This is a genomic window from Caproiciproducens sp., from assembly GCF_053840905.1.
Window position 1 is genome coordinate 1 of record NZ_JBNLXQ010000006.1, and the last position, 20,002, is coordinate 20,002.

A 20,002-nucleotide genomic window follows, 5' to 3' on the forward strand; every position below is an offset into this window, starting at 1 on the left:
TTGCCAGCGCGGGAGCGGCCTGTTCGATCGGCTCGATCGGCAGCACCTGGCCGATGACCCCGGTGGAGGCGACGACCACGTCCTGCGGCGCAATGCCGAGCTCCTTCGCGGCGATTTCGCACATCCTCCACGCCTTTTCCTCGCCGTCGGCGTTGCAGGTGTTTGCGTTGCCCGAATTGCAGATCACCGCCTGCGCTTTGCCGTCGGCGATATTTTTCCGCGTCACCACAACCGGCGCGCCCTTGACTAAGTTCTGCGTATAGACGGCCGCGGCGGAACACGGAACCTTTGCATAAATCATCGCGAGATCCGGCTTCGATTTGTTTTTGCGGATTCCGCTGTAAATCCCCGCTGCGGTAAAGCCCTGTGCGGCGGTAACGCCGCCCTCGATCCATTCCATTCTCACTATCCCCTTAAAATGCCGGGGGCAATGCTTTCAGCCCGGCTGTTTCTTCTATTCCAAATGCAAGATTCATATTCTGGATCGCCTGCCCCGCCGCGCCCTTGACCATGTTGTCGATCGCCGAGATGGCGACCAGCATGCCGGTACGGGAATCGGTGTGGAGTGAAATATCGCAGAAATTGGAATATCGTACATTTTTGATGTCCGCTTCTACGCCTTTCGGCAGCAGCCGGATAAAATATTCCGAATCGTACGCGTCATGATAGGCTTTTTGTATCTGTTCCATGGTTGCTCCCGCGGCCAGCTTCGCGTAGCAGGTGGCGAGGATCCCCCGGTTGACCGGCAGCAGATGCGGCACGAAGGTCAGCTTCACCGGCGCGCCCGCCGCATGGGAAAGGCTCTGCTCCATCTCCGGCGTATGCCGGTGGCAGGCGACCTTATAGGCGCTCATGCCCTCGTTCAGCTCCGGGTAATGGGTGTTCTGGCTCGGTTTCCTGCCCGCGCCGGTCACGCCGCTTTTGCAGTCGGCAATGATGCCGTCCTTCTCAATCAGGCCGTTTTTCAAAGCCGGCGCGAGCGCAAGCGGCACCGCGGTGGTGTAGCAGCCGGGGTTCGCAATGATTTTTTTGCCCCGGATCTGTTCCCGGAAAAGCTCCGGCAGAGCGTAAACGGCGAGCGCGTGAAGGTCGGGATACAGGAACGTCCCGCCGTACCACTCGCGGTAATCTTCCTCGTTTTCCAGCCGGAAATCCGCGCCGAGGTCGATAAAGACCTTTCCTTTTGCGAAGCATTCCGCGGCCAGCTCCTGCGAAAGGCCGTGGGGCAGCGCGGCAAAGACCGCATCGCTTTTTTCAACGACCTCGCTCTGGGTGCCGCAGACCATGTCGCATACGCCGCGGTACGCCGGGTAAATTTCCGAAAGGGCCTGCCCTTCGAAGCTGACCGAGCTGACCGCCGCAAGCTGTGCCTGCGGGTGCCCGCTCAGCAGCCGGCAGAGCTCCGCGCCCGCGTAGCCCGTCGCGCCGACCACGCCCGCCCGGATCATGGTTGCACCCCCAGCTTTTTCAGCACTCTTTCCGCCTGTGCGCGCACATTTTCCGGAGCCGGGCCGCCCAGCACCTTCCTGCCGTTCACGCAGTTTCCCAGCGAAATCGCGTCGAAGATCCCGCCGTCGAACAGCCCGCTGAATTCTTTGTACTTCTCAAGCGGCACGGTTTCGAGCGTCAGCCCGTTTTCAATGCAGTACGCCACCAGCTCGCCGGTCACTTTGTACGCGTCGCGGAAGGGCATTCCCTTTCCGACCAGATAATCGGCGCAGTCGGTCGCGTTGATAAAGCCCTTCGCCGCCGCCTTCCGCATGTTCTGAGGCAGCACCCGCATGGTGTCCACCATCGGGATAAAGGCGGTCAGGCACATATGCAGGGTGTCCGCCGCGTCGAAAATCGCTTCCTTATCCTCCTGCATATCCTTGTTGTACGCAAGGGGAAGGCCTTTCATCATGGTCAGCAGCGTGGTCAGGTCGCCGATGGCGCGCCCGCTTTTGCCCCGGACCAGCTCCGCGATATCGGGGTTCTTTTTCTGCGGCATGATGCTGGAGCCGGTGGAAAACGCGTCGTCCAGCTCCACAAATTTGAATTCCCACGAGCACCAGAGGATGATTTCCTCCGAAAACCGGGAAAGGTGCACCATGGCGATGGCGATATCCGCGGCAAGCTCCATGCAGAAATCCCGGTCGGAAACGCCGTCGAGGCTGTTGTTCGTCGCCCCGGCAAAGCCCAAAAGGGAAGCGGTCATCTCGCGGTCCAGCGGATAGGTGGTCCCCGCCAGCGCGCCGGAGCCGAGCGGGCATTCGTCCATGCGCTTTCCGGTATCCTCCAGACGGGACAGGTCGCGCTGGAACATTTCCGCGTAGGCCAGAAGGTGGTGCCCGAAGGTGATGGGCTGCGCGCGCTGCATGTGGGTGTAGCCCGGCATGACCACATCGCTGTTTTCCAGCGCCTTTTTACACAGCACGCCGATCAGCTCCTTGATCTGACCGTGCAGCAGGACGCACTGTTTTTTCAGATACAGCTTCACGTCCACCGCAACCTGGTCGTTCCGGCTGCGCGCGGTGTGCAGCCGTTTGCCCGCGGCTCCCAGCCGCGCGGTCAGCTCGCCCTCCACAAAGGTGTGGATATCCTCGGCTTCCCCGTCGATGGAAAGCGCTCCGTTTTCGATCTCCGCGAGGATTTTTTTCAACTCCGCACAGATTTTTTCGCTCTCCGCCGCGTCGATCACCCCGCAGGCGCCGAGCATGGTTGCGTGGGCAATACTGCCCTCTATATCTTCCCTTGCCATCCGGCTGTCAAAGGAAATGGATGAATTAAAATCATTGGTTTTCTGATCGAGCTCCTTATGGAATCTTCCCGCCCACAGCTTCAAGTCACACACCCTCCGTTTTATTGAAAATGTGGGGCAGACCGTATGCCTGCCCCAAAATGGATAATCTCTTATTTTTTCTGCTTTTTCAGCGCCTGTACCTGAATCGGCAGCCCGAACAGGTTGATAAACCCGTTGGCGTCCGCCTGATTGTAGACCTCGTCCTCGCTGAAGGTCGCAATATCCTCGTCATAGAGAGAATACGGGGAAGTGACCCCCGCGTCGATAATATTGCCCTTGTACAGCTTCAGCTTCACTTCGCCGGTCACGGTCTGCTGGGTGCTTTCCGCAAAGGCGGAAAGCGCCTCGCGCAGCGGGGTGAACCACTGGCCGAAATAAACCAGCTCCGCAAATTTATTGCCCACGCCCTGCTTGTAGTGGTAGGTGTCCCTGTCAAGGCAGAGCTCTTCCAGCTTGTTGTGCGCGTGGTACAGAATGGTGCCGCCCGGGGTTTCGTACACGCCGCGGGACTTCATGCCCACCAGCCTGTTTTCCACGATATCCGCGATACCGATGCCGTTTTCCCCGCCGATCTGATTCAGCTGCGCAATCATGTCGACCGCGCAGAGCCTGCTGCCGTTGAGGGACACCGGGATGCCCTTCTCAAACGCAAGGGTGACGTAGGTCGGCTTGTCGGGCGCCTGCTCCGGCGAAACGCCCAGCTCCAGGAAGCCCGGCTTCTGATAGGCCGGCTCGTTCGCGGGGTCCTCCAGATCGAGGCCCTCGTGGGAAAGATGCCACAGGTTTTTATCCTTGGAGTAGTTCGTCTCCCTCGTAATATTCAGCGGAATATTGTGCGCCTCGGCGTAGTCGATCTCTTCGTCGCGGGATTTGATGGACCACTCCCTCCACGGGGCGATGATTTTCATCTTCGGCGCGAATGCCTTGATGGCAAGCTCGAACCGCACCTGGTCGTTGCCTTTGCCGGTGCAGCCGTGGCAGATGGCGTCCGCGCCCTCGGCCTGGGCGATTTCCACCAGCCTTTTCGCGATCAGCGGCCTTGCAAAGGAGGTCCCGAGCAGATATTTGTTCTCGTACACGGCCCCGGCCTTGAGCGTCGGCCAGATATAATCTTCGGCAAACGCCTTTTTCAGGTCGGCGATATAGAGCTTTGACGCGCCCGTCTTTTTCGCCTTTTCCTCAAGGCCGTTCAGCTCCGCGCCCTGCCCGACGTCCGCGGCGACCGCGACGACCTCGCAGTTGTTATAATTTTCCTTCAGCCAGGGGATAATAATCGAAGTATCCAATCCGCCGGAATAGGCGAGAACTACTTTTTTAATCTTGTTTTCCATTGCATAGGCCTCCCGTTTTGTTTTGTTGTGTTTTATTATACACTATTTATACGGAAATTCAAGCATTTTGTGCATAAATATTCATTTTATCTTTAATAGATAAAAACAGCCAAATCAAATTATTTTTGATTGTGGGATATATCCAAACGTGATAAAATAAAATAGAAACAAGGACCAATTTAACGGAGGTGTTTTTGATGTTTCAGCAAATCGACATTACCACCATGAATTTTAATCCATTCACCAAGATCGATAAGGAGTGGATGCTGATTACCGCAGGCAGCCGGGAAAAGTGCAACACTATGACGGCCAGCTGGGGCGCTCTGGGCGAGCTTTGGAACCGATACGTTTCCTTTATTTTTATCCGTCCGCAGCGTTATACTCTCGAATTCATCGAAAAAGAGGATTTTTATTCCCTCTGCTTCTTCGACGAGTCGCAGCGCAAGGCCCTGAACTACTGCGGCAGCCGCTCCGGCCGCGATACCGACAAGATCAAAGACGCCGGCCTGACGCCCGTTTACGACGAAGCCGCGCCTTATTTTGAAGAGGCAAAGCTCGTTTTCATCTGCCGCAAGCTGCACGGCCAGCCCATTGACCCCGCCTGCTTTATCGACCCCGCGATCGACGGAAAGTGCTATCCCCAGAAGGACTACCACAAGATGTTCGTCGGTGAAATCGTAAAGGTACTGGAAAAAGCGTAGCCCTCAAAAAGCGGAAAAGAGCCGGTTCCCTGCTGTGGGAACCGGCTCTTTTCATTCAATGATATATTTTCCGATGGAACCGTCCAGGGTTGACGGGACCTGTGCCGTCAGCACCAGCCCAAGGTCGGTGTACTCCTCGTTTTCCACCGTCCCCTCGCGGCGGATCTGCGCCGCGAGGCCGCTTTGCGAAAACGGAAGCAGCATCTTCACCCGTTTGCTTTTGACCGGCAGATTCTCCTCGATCGCGCTGAGCAGTTTATCGGTCCCCGCACCCGTCGCCGCGCTGATCCGTACGGAATTGCCCATAAACGGGATGATGTTGGCCGCGGGAAGAAGGTCGCATTTGTTGAACACGGGGATCACCGGCCTTCCCTCGCAGCCAAGCTCCGACAAAAGGTCCTTCGTGATTTTCAAATGCTCCTGTGCTTCCGGGCTGGAAGCGTCGCAGATATTCAGGATGATGTCGGCGGTGGCAGCCTGTTCCAGCGTGGAATGGAAAGCCTGCACCAGATGATGCGGCAGGCGGCGCACCAGCCCGACGGTGTCGATCAGCATCACCGTGGCGCCGTTCGGCAGCTTCAGCGAGCGGGCGGTGGGGTCCAGCGTGGCGAAAAGCTTATCTTCCGCCAGCACCCCGGCCTGTGTCAGGGTATTCATTAGCGTGGATTTCCCCGCGTTGGTGTAGCCCACCAGCGCAACGGTGACGACCCCGTCCTTCTGACGGCGGCGGGTAATCTGGCTGCGGTGCTTTTCCACCGCTTCCAGCTGCTCCCTGAGCGTGTCGATCCTCCTGCGGATATGCCGCCGGTCGGTTTCCAGCTTGCTTTCGCCCGGGCCGCGCGTGCCGATTCCGCCGCCGAGGCGGGAAAGCGACGTTCCCTTGCCGGACAGCCGGGGCAGCAGGTACTTCAGCTGCGCCAGCTCCACCTGGAGCCGGCCCTCTTTGCTTTTCGCGCGCGCCGCGAAAATATCCAGAATCAGCATCGTGCGGTCCACGACGCGCACCTTGCTGATCTGTTCAATATTCCGGATTTGAGTAGGAGAAAGCTCACAGTCAAAAATAAGCAGGTCGATTTCATGCTTTTCACAGAAATCCGCTATTTCCTCCATCATTCCCGACCCGACGCAGGTAGCGTTGTCGTAAGTGGGCCGGTTCTGCGTGATTGCGCCGAAAGGTTCCGCTCCCGCGCTGCTGACAAGCTCGTACAGCTCCGCCAGCGAAGTTTCCGCGTCATATTCGCCCGTATTGACTTCCACCAGCAGCGCGCGCTCCGGTTTTTCCTCATTTTCGTACAGCTCCAGTTTTTCCATCCCCTTTCAGCATGATCTGCTGTTTTTTCGCTATTATTTTATCTCAAAACCCGAAATAATGCAAATTCTATCGAAAAGCGACATAGAGATAACTCATCGTATCGCTATTTAAATTATTCAGGATTCCTCCGGCCTGTGCATTTTGCGTCTGGTACACCGTCAGCTTGCCTTCGGAAAGAGAAACGCCCCTGCTTTCGCCCGTCTGGGCAGCAGCCGCAAAGCTGTTTTCGTTATATCCGCCGCCCGGAAAATAGTCGTTTGCGGGCATTCCTTCCATAAAAACCAGCACGAATCGGGGCGCAAACGGCAGCGTGATCACCTGCGAGGCTTCTCCGTTTCCATAGTAGCTTCCGACGGTAAACGCCTGTGTGAGCAAAGTCCGGTCCTCCGGCGACAAATGTATCTGCGTATTTCCGAAATGGGCAGCCAGCAGCGAATCCAGCAGCGTGTTGTCCGCCACAAAGTCGCCGCGCATCGGTTTGTCGGTTCCCACCCAGCTGTTCAGTCCCAGGGATGTTTTATTGTTTGTAGGCATTGCTTCCTCCTTCAGATCTTTACCATTCCGCCGCCGAAACCGTCGATCGCATCCCACGTGTAGGAAAAAGCGTCTTTTATGTCAAACGTTTCATCCGCACCGTCGATATTGTTCCATGAAATGCTTCTAAAATCCAGTTCCGCGTTCAAATGTGCGGGAAGGTAGTTTTTGGCAGTCTGCAAAACGGCTTCTTTCTTTTTTTCCGTGAACGACGCGTCCATGCAGTTTACATAAACGCATTGATCGGCGAACCGTTCGCAGATTCGGGCATCGACGCCCTCCATCGCAAAAATTCGCTCCATATCGCTCACGGTAAAATCGTTCGGCGTAACGGCGCAGCGCTTCATGACGGCATTGCGCCGTTCTTCCCCGTTTCCCTGCGCGCCGATCCGCAAAAGCTTCTCCGCATTTTCCAGCCCGTAATCCGACGCGGTGTCGACAAAGCTTTCCCGCTGCAGCGTTTCCAGCTCGCCGCAGACCATGGCAAACCCCTGCGCGTACGCCCGCAGCTCACAGTCCACGGTGGTATTCCCGCTGAGCGAATAGAGCTTTGCCGCTTTCATTTTCGCGATCATCGATTCCAAAGCTTTCATTGCCCAACCCCCGCGTAATGCCCCACCCGCACCGTGCCGCAGACCGCAAGCTGATTCGCGCCGATCTTCCTGTCCATGGTCACGGATGTGTTAAAGAGATAATTTTTGATCTTTCCCGTCGCGAAAACCCATACGCCCAGCGCGGTCACAATCACCGGCTCCCCGACCGACAGCTCGTCAAAGTATTCCCTGACCGCCTGTTCGCAGGCGGCCTTCGCATCCTGCTCGGAAACGGCGTCCGCCGGGGTAACGGCAATGTCGATCTCCACCGGGACGGTCTGCGCCGCCGCAGCCTTCACGTCGACGTTCACTTCACGCAGCAGGTTCAGATCATTCTGCACCCGGCCGACGATTTCCGGCAGGGGAGCCGCGCCCCTGCCGCCAAGGTAGAGTCCGACCGTTCCCGCTCCGTTTTCGCGCGGTACCACGCCCACGGAGTAAACGCCGTCGTACTTCAAAGCGCATTCGCGGTAAAAGGCCGCGTTGGTGCCGTTGGAAATGCTCGCGTAGCTCTGCATCAGACGGGCGCGCAGCTCGCTGTCGCTTTCGCCGTCCTCCCCTCCGGTGAAGGCGGACGGATTCGACGCGCTTTCTATGGCGGGCGGCGGCGTGACCATGACGGTGACGGTGCCCGGCTGCGTGTTCCCGCTTTTCCCGCCCTGTTCCGCTTTTGCCGGGACCTCGACGCTCAGCTCGCCGTTTTTCAGCAGGGCGCTTTCGGTCGTGACATACCGTACCGGCTCGTCGCCGGAGGCCGCGCAGACCGTTCCGGCGGGAACCGGAACGTCGTACCAAAGCGTTGTGGCACGCTGAAAGACGATGCTTCCCCGGGCCGCCACCGCCTGCTTGCGCTGAAGCCCGCGCTCCTGCGCGCGCAGCTCAAGCTGCTCCCCCTGCGCGCTCTGCGCGAACGTCTGCATTTTCAGCCAGTCCACCGCGCTGCCGATCGAATAAAGCTCCCCTGCCAGCACCTTCATACGGATGCCGATGTTCGAAGCGTCGTCCGGGGCGTATCCGGTAAGGGACGTAAACTCATCCTGCATCCGCGTCAATATTTCCTGATAGCTGTACATTAAAATTTCACCTCTATCTCCGCTTTCTCCCCGCCGCAGCTCAGTGTGACCACCGCGGCCGGCGGGTCCCCCGAGCATTGGGCGCGCTCCACCGTGACCTGCGGCAGGGCCCTAAGCGCTTCCTGCGCCATGGCAAGAGCCTTTTCGTTCAGCCCGCTGCCGCCCGGCTTCAGTTCATACAGCCGGCTCCCGAGGGAAGGGTCGTACACAAAGCCGCCGAGCGGTACGGTCAAACGGACCGCGGCGCGCTGTAAAAGCTCCTGCGCGCCGCCGATCTGCTTCGGGCGGCCGTTGGAACCGGGCAGAAAATCCCCTCCGATTAACGCCGTATCCATGCTAATCTCCCTTCTGCGCGGCAAAGACCTGTCCGTTGACGACGATCTCTCCGCTGTTTTTCAGGTAAATGCTCGCGCCGCCGGACGAAAACAGCAGCAGCTCACCCGGGGCGATTCCTTTTTCCTCCGTCACCGCGCCGATACAGGCGTTCCCCGAACCGGTGCCGACAACAACCGTCTTCGCCGCGTTCGGCGGCAGATAGGCGATGCCCCACGGCCCCAAAAGCGGAATGCTCCTGTATCCGTTTTCTCCCTGCATCACCGCCGCCCCGGTCACTTCCGCCACCTGTGCGGCGGTTTTCCGGTTCTGCGCGGCGATCACCTGCTGTGAAAGCCACATGCTCCTCACCTCCTCAAAGTAAACCGGGTGCTTTCCCCGTCTGCGTTCAGGCGGTACTCCGTCTGTGAAACATACAGCTTTTCCACTGTGCCGAGCATCGGGTCCCGCACCCTTGCGGCTGTAAAAAGAGCGGCCGCGATTTCCCCCGGACAGTCCGCGGTCACCCGGTACGCCTTTTTCTCCGCGGCGCGGATCAGCCCGTCGGCGTCGCCCTGCGCAAGGCATCTCCTGCGCCGGATTCCAAGGGAAACCGCCTCCGCGCTCTGTGCCGCCGGGCTGTAAGTCCCGGCGCTTCCGGACTTTGCCAGAACCTCCGAAAAAGCGCTGCAGTACAGGTTTTCCACCGAAACGGAGGTATACCCGATCCCGCCCGCATTGTCAAACAGCAGTTCCCCCTGCGGCTTCGCGCCGGACGCGTCGAACGTGCCGTCCGCAATCCGCGGCGCCGCTTTTAAAAACCGGGTGCAGAATCCGGCGGCGGCCTGCCACTCGCTCATTCCCTTCGTCACCGTGTACGTTCCGTGAAAGGCCCGGCTGTCGCCTATAAAGCCCGAAAAGCCGTAGGGCTTCACATGCCTTTCAAAGACGGTCTTCAGCGACGGCATACAGTAGGTCTGCGGAACGGCCTCGTTGTCCAGCAGGAGCGCGGCGCGGCTGCGGGCGGAAAGCGTCAGCTTCCATCCGCCGCCGACGCTTTCCTTCTGCTCGTCCATGATTCCGTCGAAGCACAGCTTCCGGTTCCGGTCATAGATTTTCAGCCCCGTCAGCCGCCCCAGGCTTTTTTCAAGCGGGAATACGCCGGTAAAACCGTCCGCCGGCGCGTCCTCCCCGCAAACCAGCCTTGCCGCAGCCGGGGGCGGGAGCAAAAGCCCCACCCCCTGCGGCGTTACGCCCACATAGGTCACGGAAGCACCACCTTTTGCCCGGCATCCAGCGCGTTCGGCCACTGTACCAGCGGATTCAGGTTTTTCAGCGTATCCACATCCGTCCCGTAAAGGTTCGCCACTTCCCACAGGCTTTCCCCGCCCCTGCAGACATAGCTTGTTTCGGAAAGGGAAGACTCCTTTGGACCGGCGTCGTCCTCCACAAAGACAAAGCTGTAGGAAACGCAGTCCGGCTGGGCTTCACCGATCATTTTCAGCGACGCGAACGCCGCCGGGAACGGCGTGTCCCCCGGCAGGCGCAGCAGCCCGCTTTCCCCGGAGGCGAACACCGCCGCCAGACGGCTGAATTCCTCCATGCATCCGCCGCCGATGAATTCCCCCGACCCGGTCACGACCCGCTTGTCAAAGCCCAGATCCTGCAGGACGCTCCCGTACAGGGGCAGCTTCAGGTTCTGGATATTTCTGGAATAGGCGACCTCCACCTGCTTCGGGTTAAAGGGCCACACATAATTTTTATAGCTCATGGGCTGTATTTTCATGCGTTTTCCTCCCCCGTGTCCAGCGGATGGGGATACCTGCGGAAATCCCGTTCCAGTCCTTCCGAAATCTCGTCCAGCTCACTGTCCACCGCTTTCCGCCTCCTTCTCCCGTGTCCGCGCCGCGGCCACCAGTTCCATGCTTTGGCGGGGTGTGTTGCCCGCCCCGCCCTCCGCGGTGATGTTTTTCCATCTGCACCCGGAATAGACCGTCCTTTCGCCCTTCCCAGCGGCGATCAGGCAAAAGCTGGAAAGCGCGCACAGATCCGCGCCGTTTTCAGGCCGGACGTTCCGGACGGTCAGCTCATAGCTGATCCGCCCGGGCGCGGTGGAAACCGCGTCCTGTTCGCCCCAGGCCGAAACCGTCCGGCTCTGCTGCACGCATTTTACCGTGTAGCTGTCCGCGACCGCGGCCCGTTTTCCGTCCGCTTCCAGAAACACCTCCCGGTCCGCGCCGTCGTCCAGCACCTTCAGAACCGCCCAGACGTAAAGCTCCTCCCCCGCCATCAGGGCCGTGTCGGCGCGCTTGACAACGTAGTTGCGCGCGCCGCTGGAAACCTCATCCCCGGTACAAAGCGGTTCCCCTGCAGGGCCGGTGTAAAGGTAATGCAGGTTATCGTAATATTCCGTGGGCAGATTCAGGGACGCGCCGCTTTTGTACTGCAAAGGCCGTAAAATCGCGCTGACTTCCCGGTCACGGACGGTCGCTTTTTCGCCGTATTTCTGAAAGAGCCTTTCCAGCGCTTCCTTCCGCTTCATGGGCAAATCCTCTCAAACAAAAAACCGTCGTCCTTTAAATACGGGGCCGCGGCGGCGACGGATTCCCGCCACGCCTGTCTGGCCATTTCCACACCGGCGCAGCTTTTCGTCACCCTGATATCCCCCGCCGAAAAGCTCTCCACCCCGGACCCCGCCGTCGTCACCGCCCAGCGGTACAGCGCGAGTGAAGCCGCCGCCGCGCACAGAAGCCCCTGCGCTTCGGGAACGTCCTCTTTGACGCGGCGGCCGATTTCCGTCATCGCGTCCTCGCACAGGGGCAGGAACCGGGCGGCTGACTCGGCGCTTAAGTCCGCCATCAGCGCAAAGCGTTCGGCCACATCCTCAATCACCATATCGGCGCCCTCAGGACTGATAGCTCAGCACCTTGACGGCGCTGTCGAAAATCTTGGCGAACCCCGCGATCGCGGTGATGGCGGCGCGCTCCAGCTGGCGGTCGATCAGCTTGTCGTAATCGGTCCGCACTCCTCCGGCCTGCACCATTTCCAGCGCGCAGGTTTTGTCGAGCCCGATGATCCGGTTGTCCTCCAAATCCGGCACATGCAGAAGGTTCGCGCCGAGCGGGGCGGCCAGCTTGCCGGTACCCTGAAAATTCAGTCCCGCGTTCGCGTCCTTAAACTCGCCGATGGACAGGATATCCTTCACGGTCGCCGTGGAAGCCAGCATGGTATTGAGCGAATACGGCGCAAGGGAGCCCCACAGATTCACCATATCGGCGTAATCCGGTTTGGTGCCGGCCGTTTCCACCGTACCGGCGGGCGACTGACCGTCGTCCCCGTGCAGCAGCACCTCCACCGCGTCCGCAAGCTGCGCGCGGGCGATATAAGCGCCGATCTGGCGCAGGGTGACGGTGAACAGGTCCAGCTTCTGGAAGCGGAGCGCCTCGTAGCTCGCGACCAGCATCCTGCCGCGCTTCTGCAGCCTGACCAGATGGTCCTGCGTCCTGACGACGGTCTGCGGAATCTGCGCGCCCTCCGCGACGGGTTTGAGCGCCTTGTCGTCCCTGCCCGGATTGGACGTAATGGTGCGGTAATCCATAGAGCCGATGTTGGTCGTCGTCGCGACGAGGTTCGGCAGCAGGTTCGCCAGCTCCATTCCCTGACGCACCGCGCGGTTGACGTACTCCGGGAAAAGCGCCGAGGAATCCGCCGTCTGGAAAAACTTTTCGAGCCGGTCGGAATCCGCGCCGCCCACGCGGATATCGAAGCGTTTCAGCTGTCTTTGGTACGCGTCAAGCCCTTCCAGCCCGGTGCCCGCGTAATTTTCAGTGGGGTCCAGGCTTTCCAGAACCTCCGTAAAGCTTTTCCCCGGTGTTCCGTACATCCCTTTTTCGAGTTTTACCGATTCATAAAATGCCATCTTTTTTCCTCCCGTTATTAAAGAATGATTCCGCAGGTCTGCGCCGCAACGTCCACGTCGGTGACGAGCAGGCTCCTGCCCGTGCTTTCGGCCTGTACCTGTACCCCGCTGTTCCCGTCACAGCTCAGGAACCGGTATCCGGCCGCCGGAGCGGTCCCGGAATACGGCACCGTCACATAGCCGTGCAGCTGTACCGCCGCGAAGCCCCCGCGCACGGAAACCGCCACCCCGCAGAATTCGTCCTGCGCCTGACCCGCGCCGACAAGGCCGTTTCCGGTCATCTTTACCGGAATTCCCGGAACCACGCCGGTTTCCGCCTCAAAAGTAGCCACCTGTTCGCCGTAACCGTTCAAAGAAATGTTCATTTTCTCTCCTCCGTTTGTTCTTTATATTTTAAATTCCGCGTTGAACCCGGGATCCCCAGCCCGGCGCGCCGCGGCAAGCTGCGGGGCCAAAGGCAGGACCTCCTCCGCCTTTTTGCGGTATGCCTTTTCAAAGCATTTCAGGTCCCCGAGCTCCATTTCGGCGGCGACGCGCGCCGCCGTCCGCGCCGGGATTTCCGGCTGCGCGATGCCCGCGTATTTCACGAAGCTGTTTTCCAGCTCTCCGCGGTACAGCTTCCCGCACTCGGCCTGCTCTTTCAGCGCTTCCAGCCGTTTGGAAAGCCGGCGCGCCTGCTCTGCGCTCAAGGTGACCTCCCCGTTGGCGAGTGCGAGCGTTTTTTCCACCTCTTCCGCGTTTTCGGTGGAAAAGTTCTTGATCACTCCGGCCTCGCGCTGGGCGGGCACCGCCACAAACGACCATTCGTAGGCGTCCGTCGGCTCGCTTAAAACCGCGCAGCAGGTTTTCCCGCCGTAGCGCTTCCCTTTCCCATGGGCGCAGCCGCCCTTTTTCAGGTCCGCGCCGCAGATGCTGCACGTGACCTTTCTGACCGCGCAGCCCACGCTGACTTCCTTTTTGATGCCGCTGTCCAGCTCCAGAATCAGGTCGCGGTTTTTGTCGCTTTTCGGCAGATACGCCCGCGCCACCAGGCGGCAGTACGGCTCGCCCGCTTCGTTCGTCCGTTCGCCGTCCCGTTCCACCGCGCAGTCGTAAATGCGCGCCGTCTGGTTCTGCGTCTGCATGCTGTGGTTAAAAATCCCGGTTTTCCCCACGAACAGCACCGCCAGCTTTTCCAGCGCCTCCGCTGTAAACCGTTCGCAGTCGCGGTCGATTTCGTTGTCGCACAGCACCACCGAAAAGGTATAGATCTCCTCGGCGGAAAACTCCCTGCGGGTATAGCGGTTGATTTTTTCCAGCGCGTCCCCGTCCGGCTTTTGATTGCTTTTCAGCACATATCCCTCTTTCAAGTCATCCTTCCTTTCTCACGTTTTCGCGGCGGCTTCCAGCTGCTCCGCTTTTGCGTTCAGGTACCGCGCGTTTGCCGACTCGATTTCGTCCTGCAGCGTGATATCCTCCCATTCGACGGTAAACTCCGGTTCGTGTCCGTTCAGCCGCAGCCACAGGGAACAGATACGGGAAATGACCGGATTCAAAATACGGCGGTACGCTTCCAGCTCGCTGGTCAGGATATCCGCCTGCTGGCTCGACATTCGTTCGGTGGAGGACCACGAAAGCCCCAGCAGAAACGGCGGCAGACCCAGCTTCGCCACGATCTGCTCCAGCATTTCGCGCACGGGCACAGCGCTGTCCAGGATCTGGTTGTCCGCGCCGATCGCCTTGATGCTCACATCCCCGACGGCCACAAAATCGCTCACACTGTCCTTCCGCATCGCGCGGCTCCACTCCCCGGCGATCTGCTGGGCGCGCTCCTTCGCGTAAGCCCTGTCCGCCGCGTCGTTTGTGGGTTTATAGGTCACGGCGAAGCGCACGTTTCCCAGCCGTTCCCAGTTCACGCCGATGGTATTGTAAATCCGGATCAGGATTCCGCTGACGAACGGCAGCCCGTGCAGCAGGGACACCCCCCGCGCGCTGCCGGGCGGGGGATTCAGCGCGGAGCAGAACACCAGCTCCGGGTATTTCACCTTTACGCTTCCGCCCGGCTCACGGCGGTAAACCTCGGTGTGCAGCGGGCTGACGGCTTTCAGCTCCACGTCCTCCAGCCCCGCGTTGTACAGCGCGGCGACGGTCCCGCCGCTTACCACCATTTCCCCCACCGCGTTGCCGTAGGTCAAAAGCTGCGACAGATAGTCGTTTAAAAAGCTCTGCACGCCCGCCTCCATGGAATTCACTTTTATGTTCTGTAAAAAGGAATTCAGGCGGGCCTCCGTATTCCCGCCGCCGCAGCGAACGGTAAAGCCGCCGATCAGCCGGACGATTTTATCGATGCCCGCGTCGATGATCGGCACCGCCTCGCGCAGCGCGGCGTAAAGCCTGTTTTCACCCGTCTGCAGCGGCACGTAGCCGTCCAGCGCGGGAAAGGGCGAAGCGGACGCCGCGGTCTGCACCGCCCGGGCCACCGGCTGCGGTTTCTGTCTTTTTCCTATCATTGCTCTCCTTTCCCGCGCGGCGCGGCAATTGCAAAGAAGGCGTCCTCCCTGCGGAGAAGCGTCGTTACAAAATACCGGATATCGTCCATCGCGTGATCGTTTTCTTTTACCGGCGCGTCCCGGCTTTTGTCGTCGTTCCAGCGGTACAGGCCGAATTCCCGCACCGCGTCCGCGCAGTTGCGGCAGATTTTCACGTCCCCCTGCTTCAAAGCGACGCTGACCTGCCGGATGCCGTCGAGCACCTCGTTCTGCGCGGGCAGGACGCGGTATTTTCCGTGCCGCCGGATCGTCTCGATAAAGCTGGCGGCGGAAGGGTCGACGGCGACGCTTTCAATTTCGCGTTCCCCGCAGAGCTGTGCCAGCCCGGCGTAATGCTCCTCGTCCGTGCGGGAAGCGCCGGCCGCGCGCGAATCGTAGTAATATTCGTCCACCCGGTACCACACGCCTTCCTTTTTCCCCCACAGCCCGAACGAGGACGGGTTTACGGTGCCATAGTCGCAGGAAACGGCGTAGCTTTCGCAGTCCTTCGGCGCGGCGCAGAGCATCCCGTCCGTCATGAACGGGTAGACAAGCCCCTGCGCCGCCACCCATTTCCCAAGCACGAAGCGCTCGTAAAACGTCCCCGCGTAAAGCCCGCGGTACCGAGCGCGGATCTGCGGGCTGAGCGACGGGTTGTCCTCCATGGTGAAATGCAGGTACAGCGCGTTTTTCCGCTCCGCCTTTTGGATCCATTCGCGGTAAAACCAGTGCTGCGGGTTTTCCGGGTTGCAGTTGAACCAGAATTTGGAGCCTTCCACCGAACAGCGCGCGAGCGCCTGTTCCACAAACGAACGGGGCATCAGCGCCACCTCGTCGAACAGGACGCCGGAAAGGGTAATTCCCTGAATCAGCGCGGAGGACCCTTCGTCCCGCCCGCCGAACAGATAGAACCGGTTACAGTGCTTTCCGCAGGAAATGTCCAGCCGGTTTTCCGCGGCCTTCAGCTCACACCGGAAGCCCGATTCCTGCAGGGCCGGCAGCAGCGTGGTAATCAGGTTCCGTTTCAGGGAGCGGATGGTCTTGCCGCAGATGGCGAACGAGCGGTCCTGAAAACGGCAGAGCGCCCACGCGGCAAACGAAATCCCGAGGCAGAGCGTTTTTCCGCTGCGCACCGCCCCGTCGCAAATCACCGCGTCCCGGCTTTCATACGGGCTGCCCGGGCACCACCAGGAAAGCGCCTGAAGCTGCTTTCTCGAAAAGGTCTTAAACTCCATCTTCGCCCCCGCCGAGGGACCTTGCGCATTCCTGCAGGGTGCGGTACAGCGGCAGGGAATCCCCGCCGGCCCCGCTCAGCTCTTCCAGGCTCTGCAGGGCCTTGATCCGGTCAAAGAACTTGATTTCCATCCCGCCGCCCTTCGGCCGCTTGATTTCCGCAATGTTGTACAGGTCCATCTTGTCCAGCGCCGTCAGATCGGGCTCCTCCGTAAACAGCAGCCGCACCGCGTCCGCGATCCCGCCGTAGGCCAGCCTTTCGTATCCCCTGCGCACCCGTTTGCGGGTTCTTTCCCCTGTTTCCGAATTGCTTTCCAAACCTTCAGCCTCCTTTCAACCCTCCGGCACATCCCCCCGTTTATTTCCCAAAAAGAGGAAAGGAAACCAAAAATTATTTCTTGACAAACGAAGATATACGAGTTATTGTATATATACGATATATACAATATTAGCATATCGAAAAACTGTCGGGCGTCGGAAAAGTGTGCGCGGCTTGATCGACAGCCTGATTCGCTTCGAGGTGATCATTTGGACATCATCATCAGCAACGCAAGCGGGAAACCGATTTACGAGCAGATTACCGAACAGATCAAAAACAGCGTCATTACCGGCGCGCTGCAGGCGGGCGAGGCCCTGCCGTCCATGCGGCTGCTGGCAAAGGAGCTGCACATCAGCGTCATTACCACCAAGCGCGCCTACGAGGATCTGGAGCGGGAGGGGTTTATTGAAACGGTTGCCGGCAAGGGGAGCTTTGTCGCGCAGAAAAACATGGAGTTTATCCGCGAGGAGCAGCTGCGCAAAGCGGAAAATCTTCTGCAAAACGCCGTGGATGTGGCAAGGTCGGGCGGAATTACGCTGGAGGAGCTCAGCGAAACGCTCACCCTGCTGTACAACGGCGATTAAAAAATCCGGCACAGCGCCATGGAGGTAACTATGGACAACATCAAAGTCAGCAATCTTTGTAAGGATTACCCGTCATTTCATCTGCAGAACGTGAGCTTTACGGTCCCAAGCGGCAGCATCGTCGGTTTTGTCGGCGAAAACGGGGCGGGGAAAACAACCACCATCAAGCTGATCTTAAATGAAATGAAGCGGGACGGCGGTTCCGTCCAGATTTTCGGATTGGACAACAGAAAGGACGAACAGAAAATCAAGGAACAGATCGGCGTGGTGTTCGACGAAAGCTACTTTCACGGCGAATTTAAAGCCGGGGACATCGCTTCCATCCTGCGGTCGGTCTTTCAGACATGGGACGACGATCTGTTCAGCCGGTATCTGAACCAGTTCAAGCTGCCGAAAAACAAAATGATCAAAGAATATTCCAAGGGAATGAAGATGAAGCTGAGCATTGCCAGCGCGCTGGCCCACCGCCCGCGCCTCTTAATCCTTGACGAGGCGACCAGCGGTCTTGACCCGGTCGTGCGCAGCGAAATCCTCGATATCTTTCTCGACTTCATTCAGGATGAATCCCACTCCGTCCTGTTTTCCTCCCACATTACCGGCGACCTTGAGAAGGTAGCGGATTATGTCGTTTTCATCCACGAGGGAAAGATCATTTTCGACCGCTCCAAGGACGACCTGATTTATCAGTACGGGATCGTGAAATGCGGCCCGAAGGATTTCCAGCGGATCGATCCGGACGATCTTGTCCGCTGGCGCAAAACCGATTTCGGCTATGAAGCGCTGGTAACGGACCGGGACGCCGCCCGGCGGAAATATTCCGGCCTGGTTATTGACCCGGCCACCATAGACGATATCATGCTGATTTATGTAAAGGGGGGCAGATCATGACGGGATTATTGCTGAAAGATCTTTTGTACCTGAAAAGGCAGGGGCGGATTTTCCTGTTCCTGCTGGCTTTCTATATCATCTTTTTTGCCGCAACGGGGAGCGGAACCGATCAGATCACTTCTATGCTGCTCACCTTGATACCGATGCTGCCGATGATTGTTCTCACAAACGCCTTTGCCTATGATGAAATGTCAAAATGGAATACCTACGCGCTTACTCTTCCGATTACCAGGGGAAAACTTGTTTTTGCCAGATATCTTCTCACTCTTCTGCTGACCTGCGGAATGGCTTTGATTCCGTTTTTGATGAACCTGCTGTCCGGCAGCCTGTCGGAAGAAACCGGTCTCACTATTTACGCCGCTTCCGGGGCGGCTCTGCTGCTCTGCGAAATTCTGATCCCGCTGTTTTACCGGTTCGGAACGCAGAAAGCGCGGCTTGCGCTGCTGGTGATTGTTCTGATTCCCACACTCGGCGCTTTCCTCTTGAAACAGGCGCGATTTGCCGCGCCGAGCGACGCACAGATCCTCTTCCTGCTGAAAATTTCGCCCGTTTTTCTGGTGGTCTTTTCCGTGGTTTCCTATTATCTCTCCTGCAAGATACTGGAGAACAAGGAAAATTAGGGCATAATAAAGCATTAAAAAAAGGAACGGAAATCCGTTCCTTTTTTGTTAGCCGAACCTAATATTCCATATTACATAATCTTATTTTTTATATTATATTCCCGAATTAATTCCGGATTCGACTTATATTTCAGTTGGAAAATGATAGAATATATTTTATGATAAGAGAATTTTATAGCAATGATATTTCAGTTTGAGAAACAAAGCACATTCCTCTCCCCTTCGGTGGGGGAGGAACACAACCTTGTTTCAGAATCAACTGGAAATGCTGTGGATATTCTTGAAATTGGTTATTTTAATCAGTAAATTTTATGACAGAAGGTAAGGAGAAGCGTATGAACGATTTTGTCATAGTAACGGATTCCTCCTGTGATCTGACCGCGGAAATGGCCCGGGATTTAGAGCTTACCGTGCTCCCACTCTCCTTTAATCTGGCGGAAAAGGAATACCGCAATTATCTGGACGGGCGCGAGCTCTCCTTTCAGGAATTTTACCGGTGTATCCGCGCGGGAGAAAGCTGTACGACCTCCGCGGTGAATGTGGGGGCCTTTTCCGGCGCGATGGAGCCGATCCTCCAATCCGGAAAAGACGTCCTCTGCATCGCGTTTTCCAGCGGGCTGAGCAATACCTTCAACGCCGCGCAGATGGCCTGCAAGGAGCTGGCGGCAAAATATCCGGAGCGCCGGGCATACGCCGTGGACACGCTCTGCGCCTCTCTGGGGCAGGGGCTGCTGGTCTACCACGCCGTCCGGCAAAAGCGCGGCGGCAAAAGCATCGACGAGGTGCGCAATTGGCTGGAAGAGAACAAGCTGCACCTCTGCCACTGGTTCACCGTGGAGGACCTGAACCACCTGAAACGCGGCGGCAGGATCTCCGCGACGACCGCTTTGATCGGCACCATGCTGAACATCAAACCCGTCCTGCATGTGGACGACGAAGGCCACCTGATCAACGTCGGAAAGGTCAGAGGCCGCCGCGCGTCACTCACCGCGCTGGTCGACCATATGGAGGAAACGGCAATCGACCCCGCTTCGCAGGTCGTGTTCATCAGCCACGGCGATTCCCAGGAGGACGCCGACTATGTGGCGGAACAGGTGAAAAGCAGATTCGGCGTCAAGACTGTCGTGACCAACTACGTCGGCCCGGTGATCGGGGCACACTCCGGCCCGGGAACCATCGCGCTGTTTTTCCTCGGCACGCACCGTTAAATCGTCAGGACAAACCCGAATGGACGGGACGACTCATCCCCGCCTCCCTCCTTGAGGGAGGTGCCGCGCCCAGCGCGGCGGAAAGA

25 protein-coding genes are annotated in these 20,002 nt (G+C 58.5%); 5 read left to right on the forward strand and 20 right to left on the reverse strand.

Features of this window, described 5'->3' with window-relative positions; translation table 11 throughout:
• The 4 genes from ACQGQ5_RS07335 to ACQGQ5_RS07350 form a co-directional block, all read right to left on the reverse strand.
• Nucleotides 1-400, reverse strand: a 400-nt coding sequence (locus tag ACQGQ5_RS07335; protein WP_455735877.1) for a bifunctional ornithine acetyltransferase/N-acetylglutamate synthase, incomplete at its 3' end; no start/stop codon positions are given.
• 13 nt (nt 401-413) lie between these two features.
• A complete protein-coding gene (argC, locus tag ACQGQ5_RS07340; RefSeq protein WP_455735878.1) occupies nt 414-1,448 on the reverse strand; it encodes an N-acetyl-gamma-glutamyl-phosphate reductase in 1,035 nt (344 codons plus the stop codon).
• Nucleotides 1,445-2,824, reverse strand: a complete 1,380-nt coding sequence (argH, locus tag ACQGQ5_RS07345) for an argininosuccinate lyase (RefSeq protein ID WP_455735879.1) — start codon at nt 2,822-2,824, stop codon at nt 1,445-1,447. The genes argC and argH overlap by 4 nt, the downstream gene beginning before the upstream one ends.
• Before the next feature lie 68 nt (nt 2,825-2,892).
• Nucleotides 2,893-4,113, reverse strand: a complete 1,221-nt coding sequence (locus tag ACQGQ5_RS07350) for an argininosuccinate synthase (RefSeq protein ID WP_455735880.1) — start codon at nt 4,111-4,113, stop codon at nt 2,893-2,895.
• Between the two features lie 197 nt (nt 4,114-4,310).
• Between ACQGQ5_RS07350 and ACQGQ5_RS07355 the strand changes: the two genes are divergently transcribed.
• Entirely contained in the window at nt 4,311-4,814 is a 504-nt protein-coding gene (locus ACQGQ5_RS07355) for a flavin reductase family protein (RefSeq protein ID WP_455735881.1), read from the forward strand.
• Nucleotides 4,815-4,865: 51 nt separating this feature from the next.
• Here ACQGQ5_RS07355 and hflX read toward each other — a convergent pair whose 3' ends face one another.
• The 16 genes from hflX to ACQGQ5_RS07435 all read right to left on the reverse strand — a co-directional run bounded on the left by hflX (nt 4,866) and on the right by ACQGQ5_RS07435 (nt 16,615).
• Nucleotides 4,866-6,125, reverse strand: a complete 1,260-nt coding sequence (hflX, locus tag ACQGQ5_RS07360) for a GTPase HflX (RefSeq protein WP_455735882.1) — start codon at nt 6,123-6,125, stop codon at nt 4,866-4,868.
• 67 nt (nt 6,126-6,192) lie between these two features.
• The gene (locus ACQGQ5_RS07365) at nt 6,193-6,660 is read right to left on the reverse strand and encodes a hypothetical protein (RefSeq protein ID WP_455735883.1); all 468 of its coding nucleotides are present in this window, start codon (nt 6,658-6,660) and stop codon (nt 6,193-6,195) included.
• An 11-nt stretch (nt 6,661-6,671) separates the two neighbouring features.
• Nucleotides 6,672-7,253, reverse strand: coding sequence for a hypothetical protein (locus ACQGQ5_RS07370; RefSeq protein WP_455735884.1), 582 nt, complete (start codon nt 7,251-7,253; stop codon nt 6,672-6,674).
• On the reverse strand, nt 7,250-8,326 hold the full coding sequence (locus ACQGQ5_RS07375) for a baseplate J/gp47 family protein (RefSeq protein WP_455735885.1): 1,077 nt from the start codon (nt 8,324-8,326) through the stop codon (nt 7,250-7,252). The genes ACQGQ5_RS07370 and ACQGQ5_RS07375 overlap by 4 nt, the downstream gene beginning before the upstream one ends.
• Entirely contained in the window at nt 8,326-8,661 is a 336-nt protein-coding gene (locus ACQGQ5_RS07380; RefSeq protein WP_455735886.1) for a histidine kinase, read from the reverse strand. Before ACQGQ5_RS07380 ends, ACQGQ5_RS07375 begins: the two co-directional genes overlap by 1 nt.
• Nucleotide 8,662: 1 nt before the next feature.
• Entirely contained in the window at nt 8,663-9,001 is a 339-nt protein-coding gene (locus ACQGQ5_RS07385; protein WP_455735887.1) for a hypothetical protein, read from the reverse strand.
• A gap of 5 nt (nt 9,002-9,006) precedes the next feature.
• The gene (locus ACQGQ5_RS07390; RefSeq protein ID WP_455735888.1) at nt 9,007-9,906 is read right to left on the reverse strand and encodes a hypothetical protein; all 900 of its coding nucleotides are present in this window, start codon (nt 9,904-9,906) and stop codon (nt 9,007-9,009) included.
• Nucleotides 9,903-10,424 (reverse strand): LysM peptidoglycan-binding domain-containing protein, encoded by a 522-nt coding sequence (locus ACQGQ5_RS07395; protein ID WP_455735889.1) that lies wholly within the window; start codon nt 10,422-10,424, stop codon nt 9,903-9,905. Before ACQGQ5_RS07395 ends, ACQGQ5_RS07390 begins: the two co-directional genes overlap by 4 nt.
• A 78-nt stretch (nt 10,425-10,502) precedes the next feature.
• Nucleotides 10,503-11,180: a hypothetical protein gene (locus ACQGQ5_RS07400; protein WP_455735890.1), complete on the reverse strand. Its 678-nt coding sequence runs from the start codon at nt 11,178-11,180 to the stop codon at nt 10,503-10,505.
• Nucleotides 11,177-11,533, reverse strand: a complete 357-nt coding sequence (locus ACQGQ5_RS07405) for a hypothetical protein (RefSeq protein ID WP_455735891.1) — start codon at nt 11,531-11,533, stop codon at nt 11,177-11,179. Before ACQGQ5_RS07405 ends, ACQGQ5_RS07400 begins: the two co-directional genes overlap by 4 nt.
• 10 nt (nt 11,534-11,543) lie before the next feature.
• A complete protein-coding gene (locus ACQGQ5_RS07410; RefSeq protein WP_455735892.1) occupies nt 11,544-12,557 on the reverse strand; it encodes a phage major capsid protein in 1,014 nt (337 codons plus the stop codon).
• 17 nt (nt 12,558-12,574) lie between these two features.
• On the reverse strand, nt 12,575-12,922 hold the full coding sequence (locus ACQGQ5_RS07415) for a hypothetical protein (RefSeq protein WP_455735893.1): 348 nt from the start codon (nt 12,920-12,922) through the stop codon (nt 12,575-12,577).
• 21 nt (nt 12,923-12,943) lie between these two features.
• On the reverse strand, nt 12,944-13,906 hold the full coding sequence (locus ACQGQ5_RS07420; protein ID WP_455735894.1) for a hypothetical protein: 963 nt from the start codon (nt 13,904-13,906) through the stop codon (nt 12,944-12,946).
• Nucleotides 13,907-13,921: 15 nt separating this feature from the next.
• Nucleotides 13,922-15,046: a serine/threonine protein phosphatase gene (locus ACQGQ5_RS07425; protein WP_455735895.1), complete on the reverse strand. Its 1,125-nt coding sequence runs from the start codon at nt 15,044-15,046 to the stop codon at nt 13,922-13,924.
• Nucleotides 15,043-16,299 (reverse strand): PBSX family phage terminase large subunit, encoded by a 1,257-nt coding sequence (locus tag ACQGQ5_RS07430; RefSeq protein ID WP_455735896.1) that lies wholly within the window; start codon nt 16,297-16,299, stop codon nt 15,043-15,045. The genes ACQGQ5_RS07425 and ACQGQ5_RS07430 overlap by 4 nt, the downstream gene beginning before the upstream one ends.
• The gene (locus tag ACQGQ5_RS07435) at nt 16,289-16,615 is read right to left on the reverse strand and encodes a hypothetical protein (RefSeq protein ID WP_455735897.1); all 327 of its coding nucleotides are present in this window, start codon (nt 16,613-16,615) and stop codon (nt 16,289-16,291) included. Before ACQGQ5_RS07435 ends, ACQGQ5_RS07430 begins: the two co-directional genes overlap by 11 nt.
• Nucleotides 16,616-16,825: 210 nt before the next feature.
• Between ACQGQ5_RS07435 and ACQGQ5_RS07440 the strand changes: the two genes are divergently transcribed.
• The 4 genes from ACQGQ5_RS07440 (at nt 16,826) to ACQGQ5_RS07455 (ending at nt 19,916) form a co-directional block, all read left to right on the forward strand.
• The gene (locus ACQGQ5_RS07440; RefSeq protein WP_455735898.1) at nt 16,826-17,200 is read left to right on the forward strand and encodes a GntR family transcriptional regulator; all 375 of its coding nucleotides are present in this window, start codon (nt 16,826-16,828) and stop codon (nt 17,198-17,200) included.
• 30 nt (nt 17,201-17,230) lie between these two features.
• Entirely contained in the window at nt 17,231-18,088 is an 858-nt protein-coding gene (locus tag ACQGQ5_RS07445; protein ID WP_455735899.1) for an ABC transporter ATP-binding protein, read from the forward strand.
• Nucleotides 18,085-18,708, forward strand: coding sequence for an ABC-2 transporter permease (locus tag ACQGQ5_RS07450; RefSeq protein ID WP_455735900.1), 624 nt, complete (start codon nt 18,085-18,087; stop codon nt 18,706-18,708). Before ACQGQ5_RS07445 ends, ACQGQ5_RS07450 begins: the two co-directional genes overlap by 4 nt.
• A gap of 335 nt (nt 18,709-19,043) precedes the next feature.
• Nucleotides 19,044-19,916 carry a DegV family protein gene (locus ACQGQ5_RS07455; protein WP_455735901.1) on the forward strand — a complete coding sequence of 291 codons (873 nt, stop codon included), beginning with the start codon at nt 19,044-19,046 and terminating at the stop codon, nt 19,914-19,916.
• The last annotated feature ends 86 nt before the right edge of the window (nt 19,917-20,002 follow it).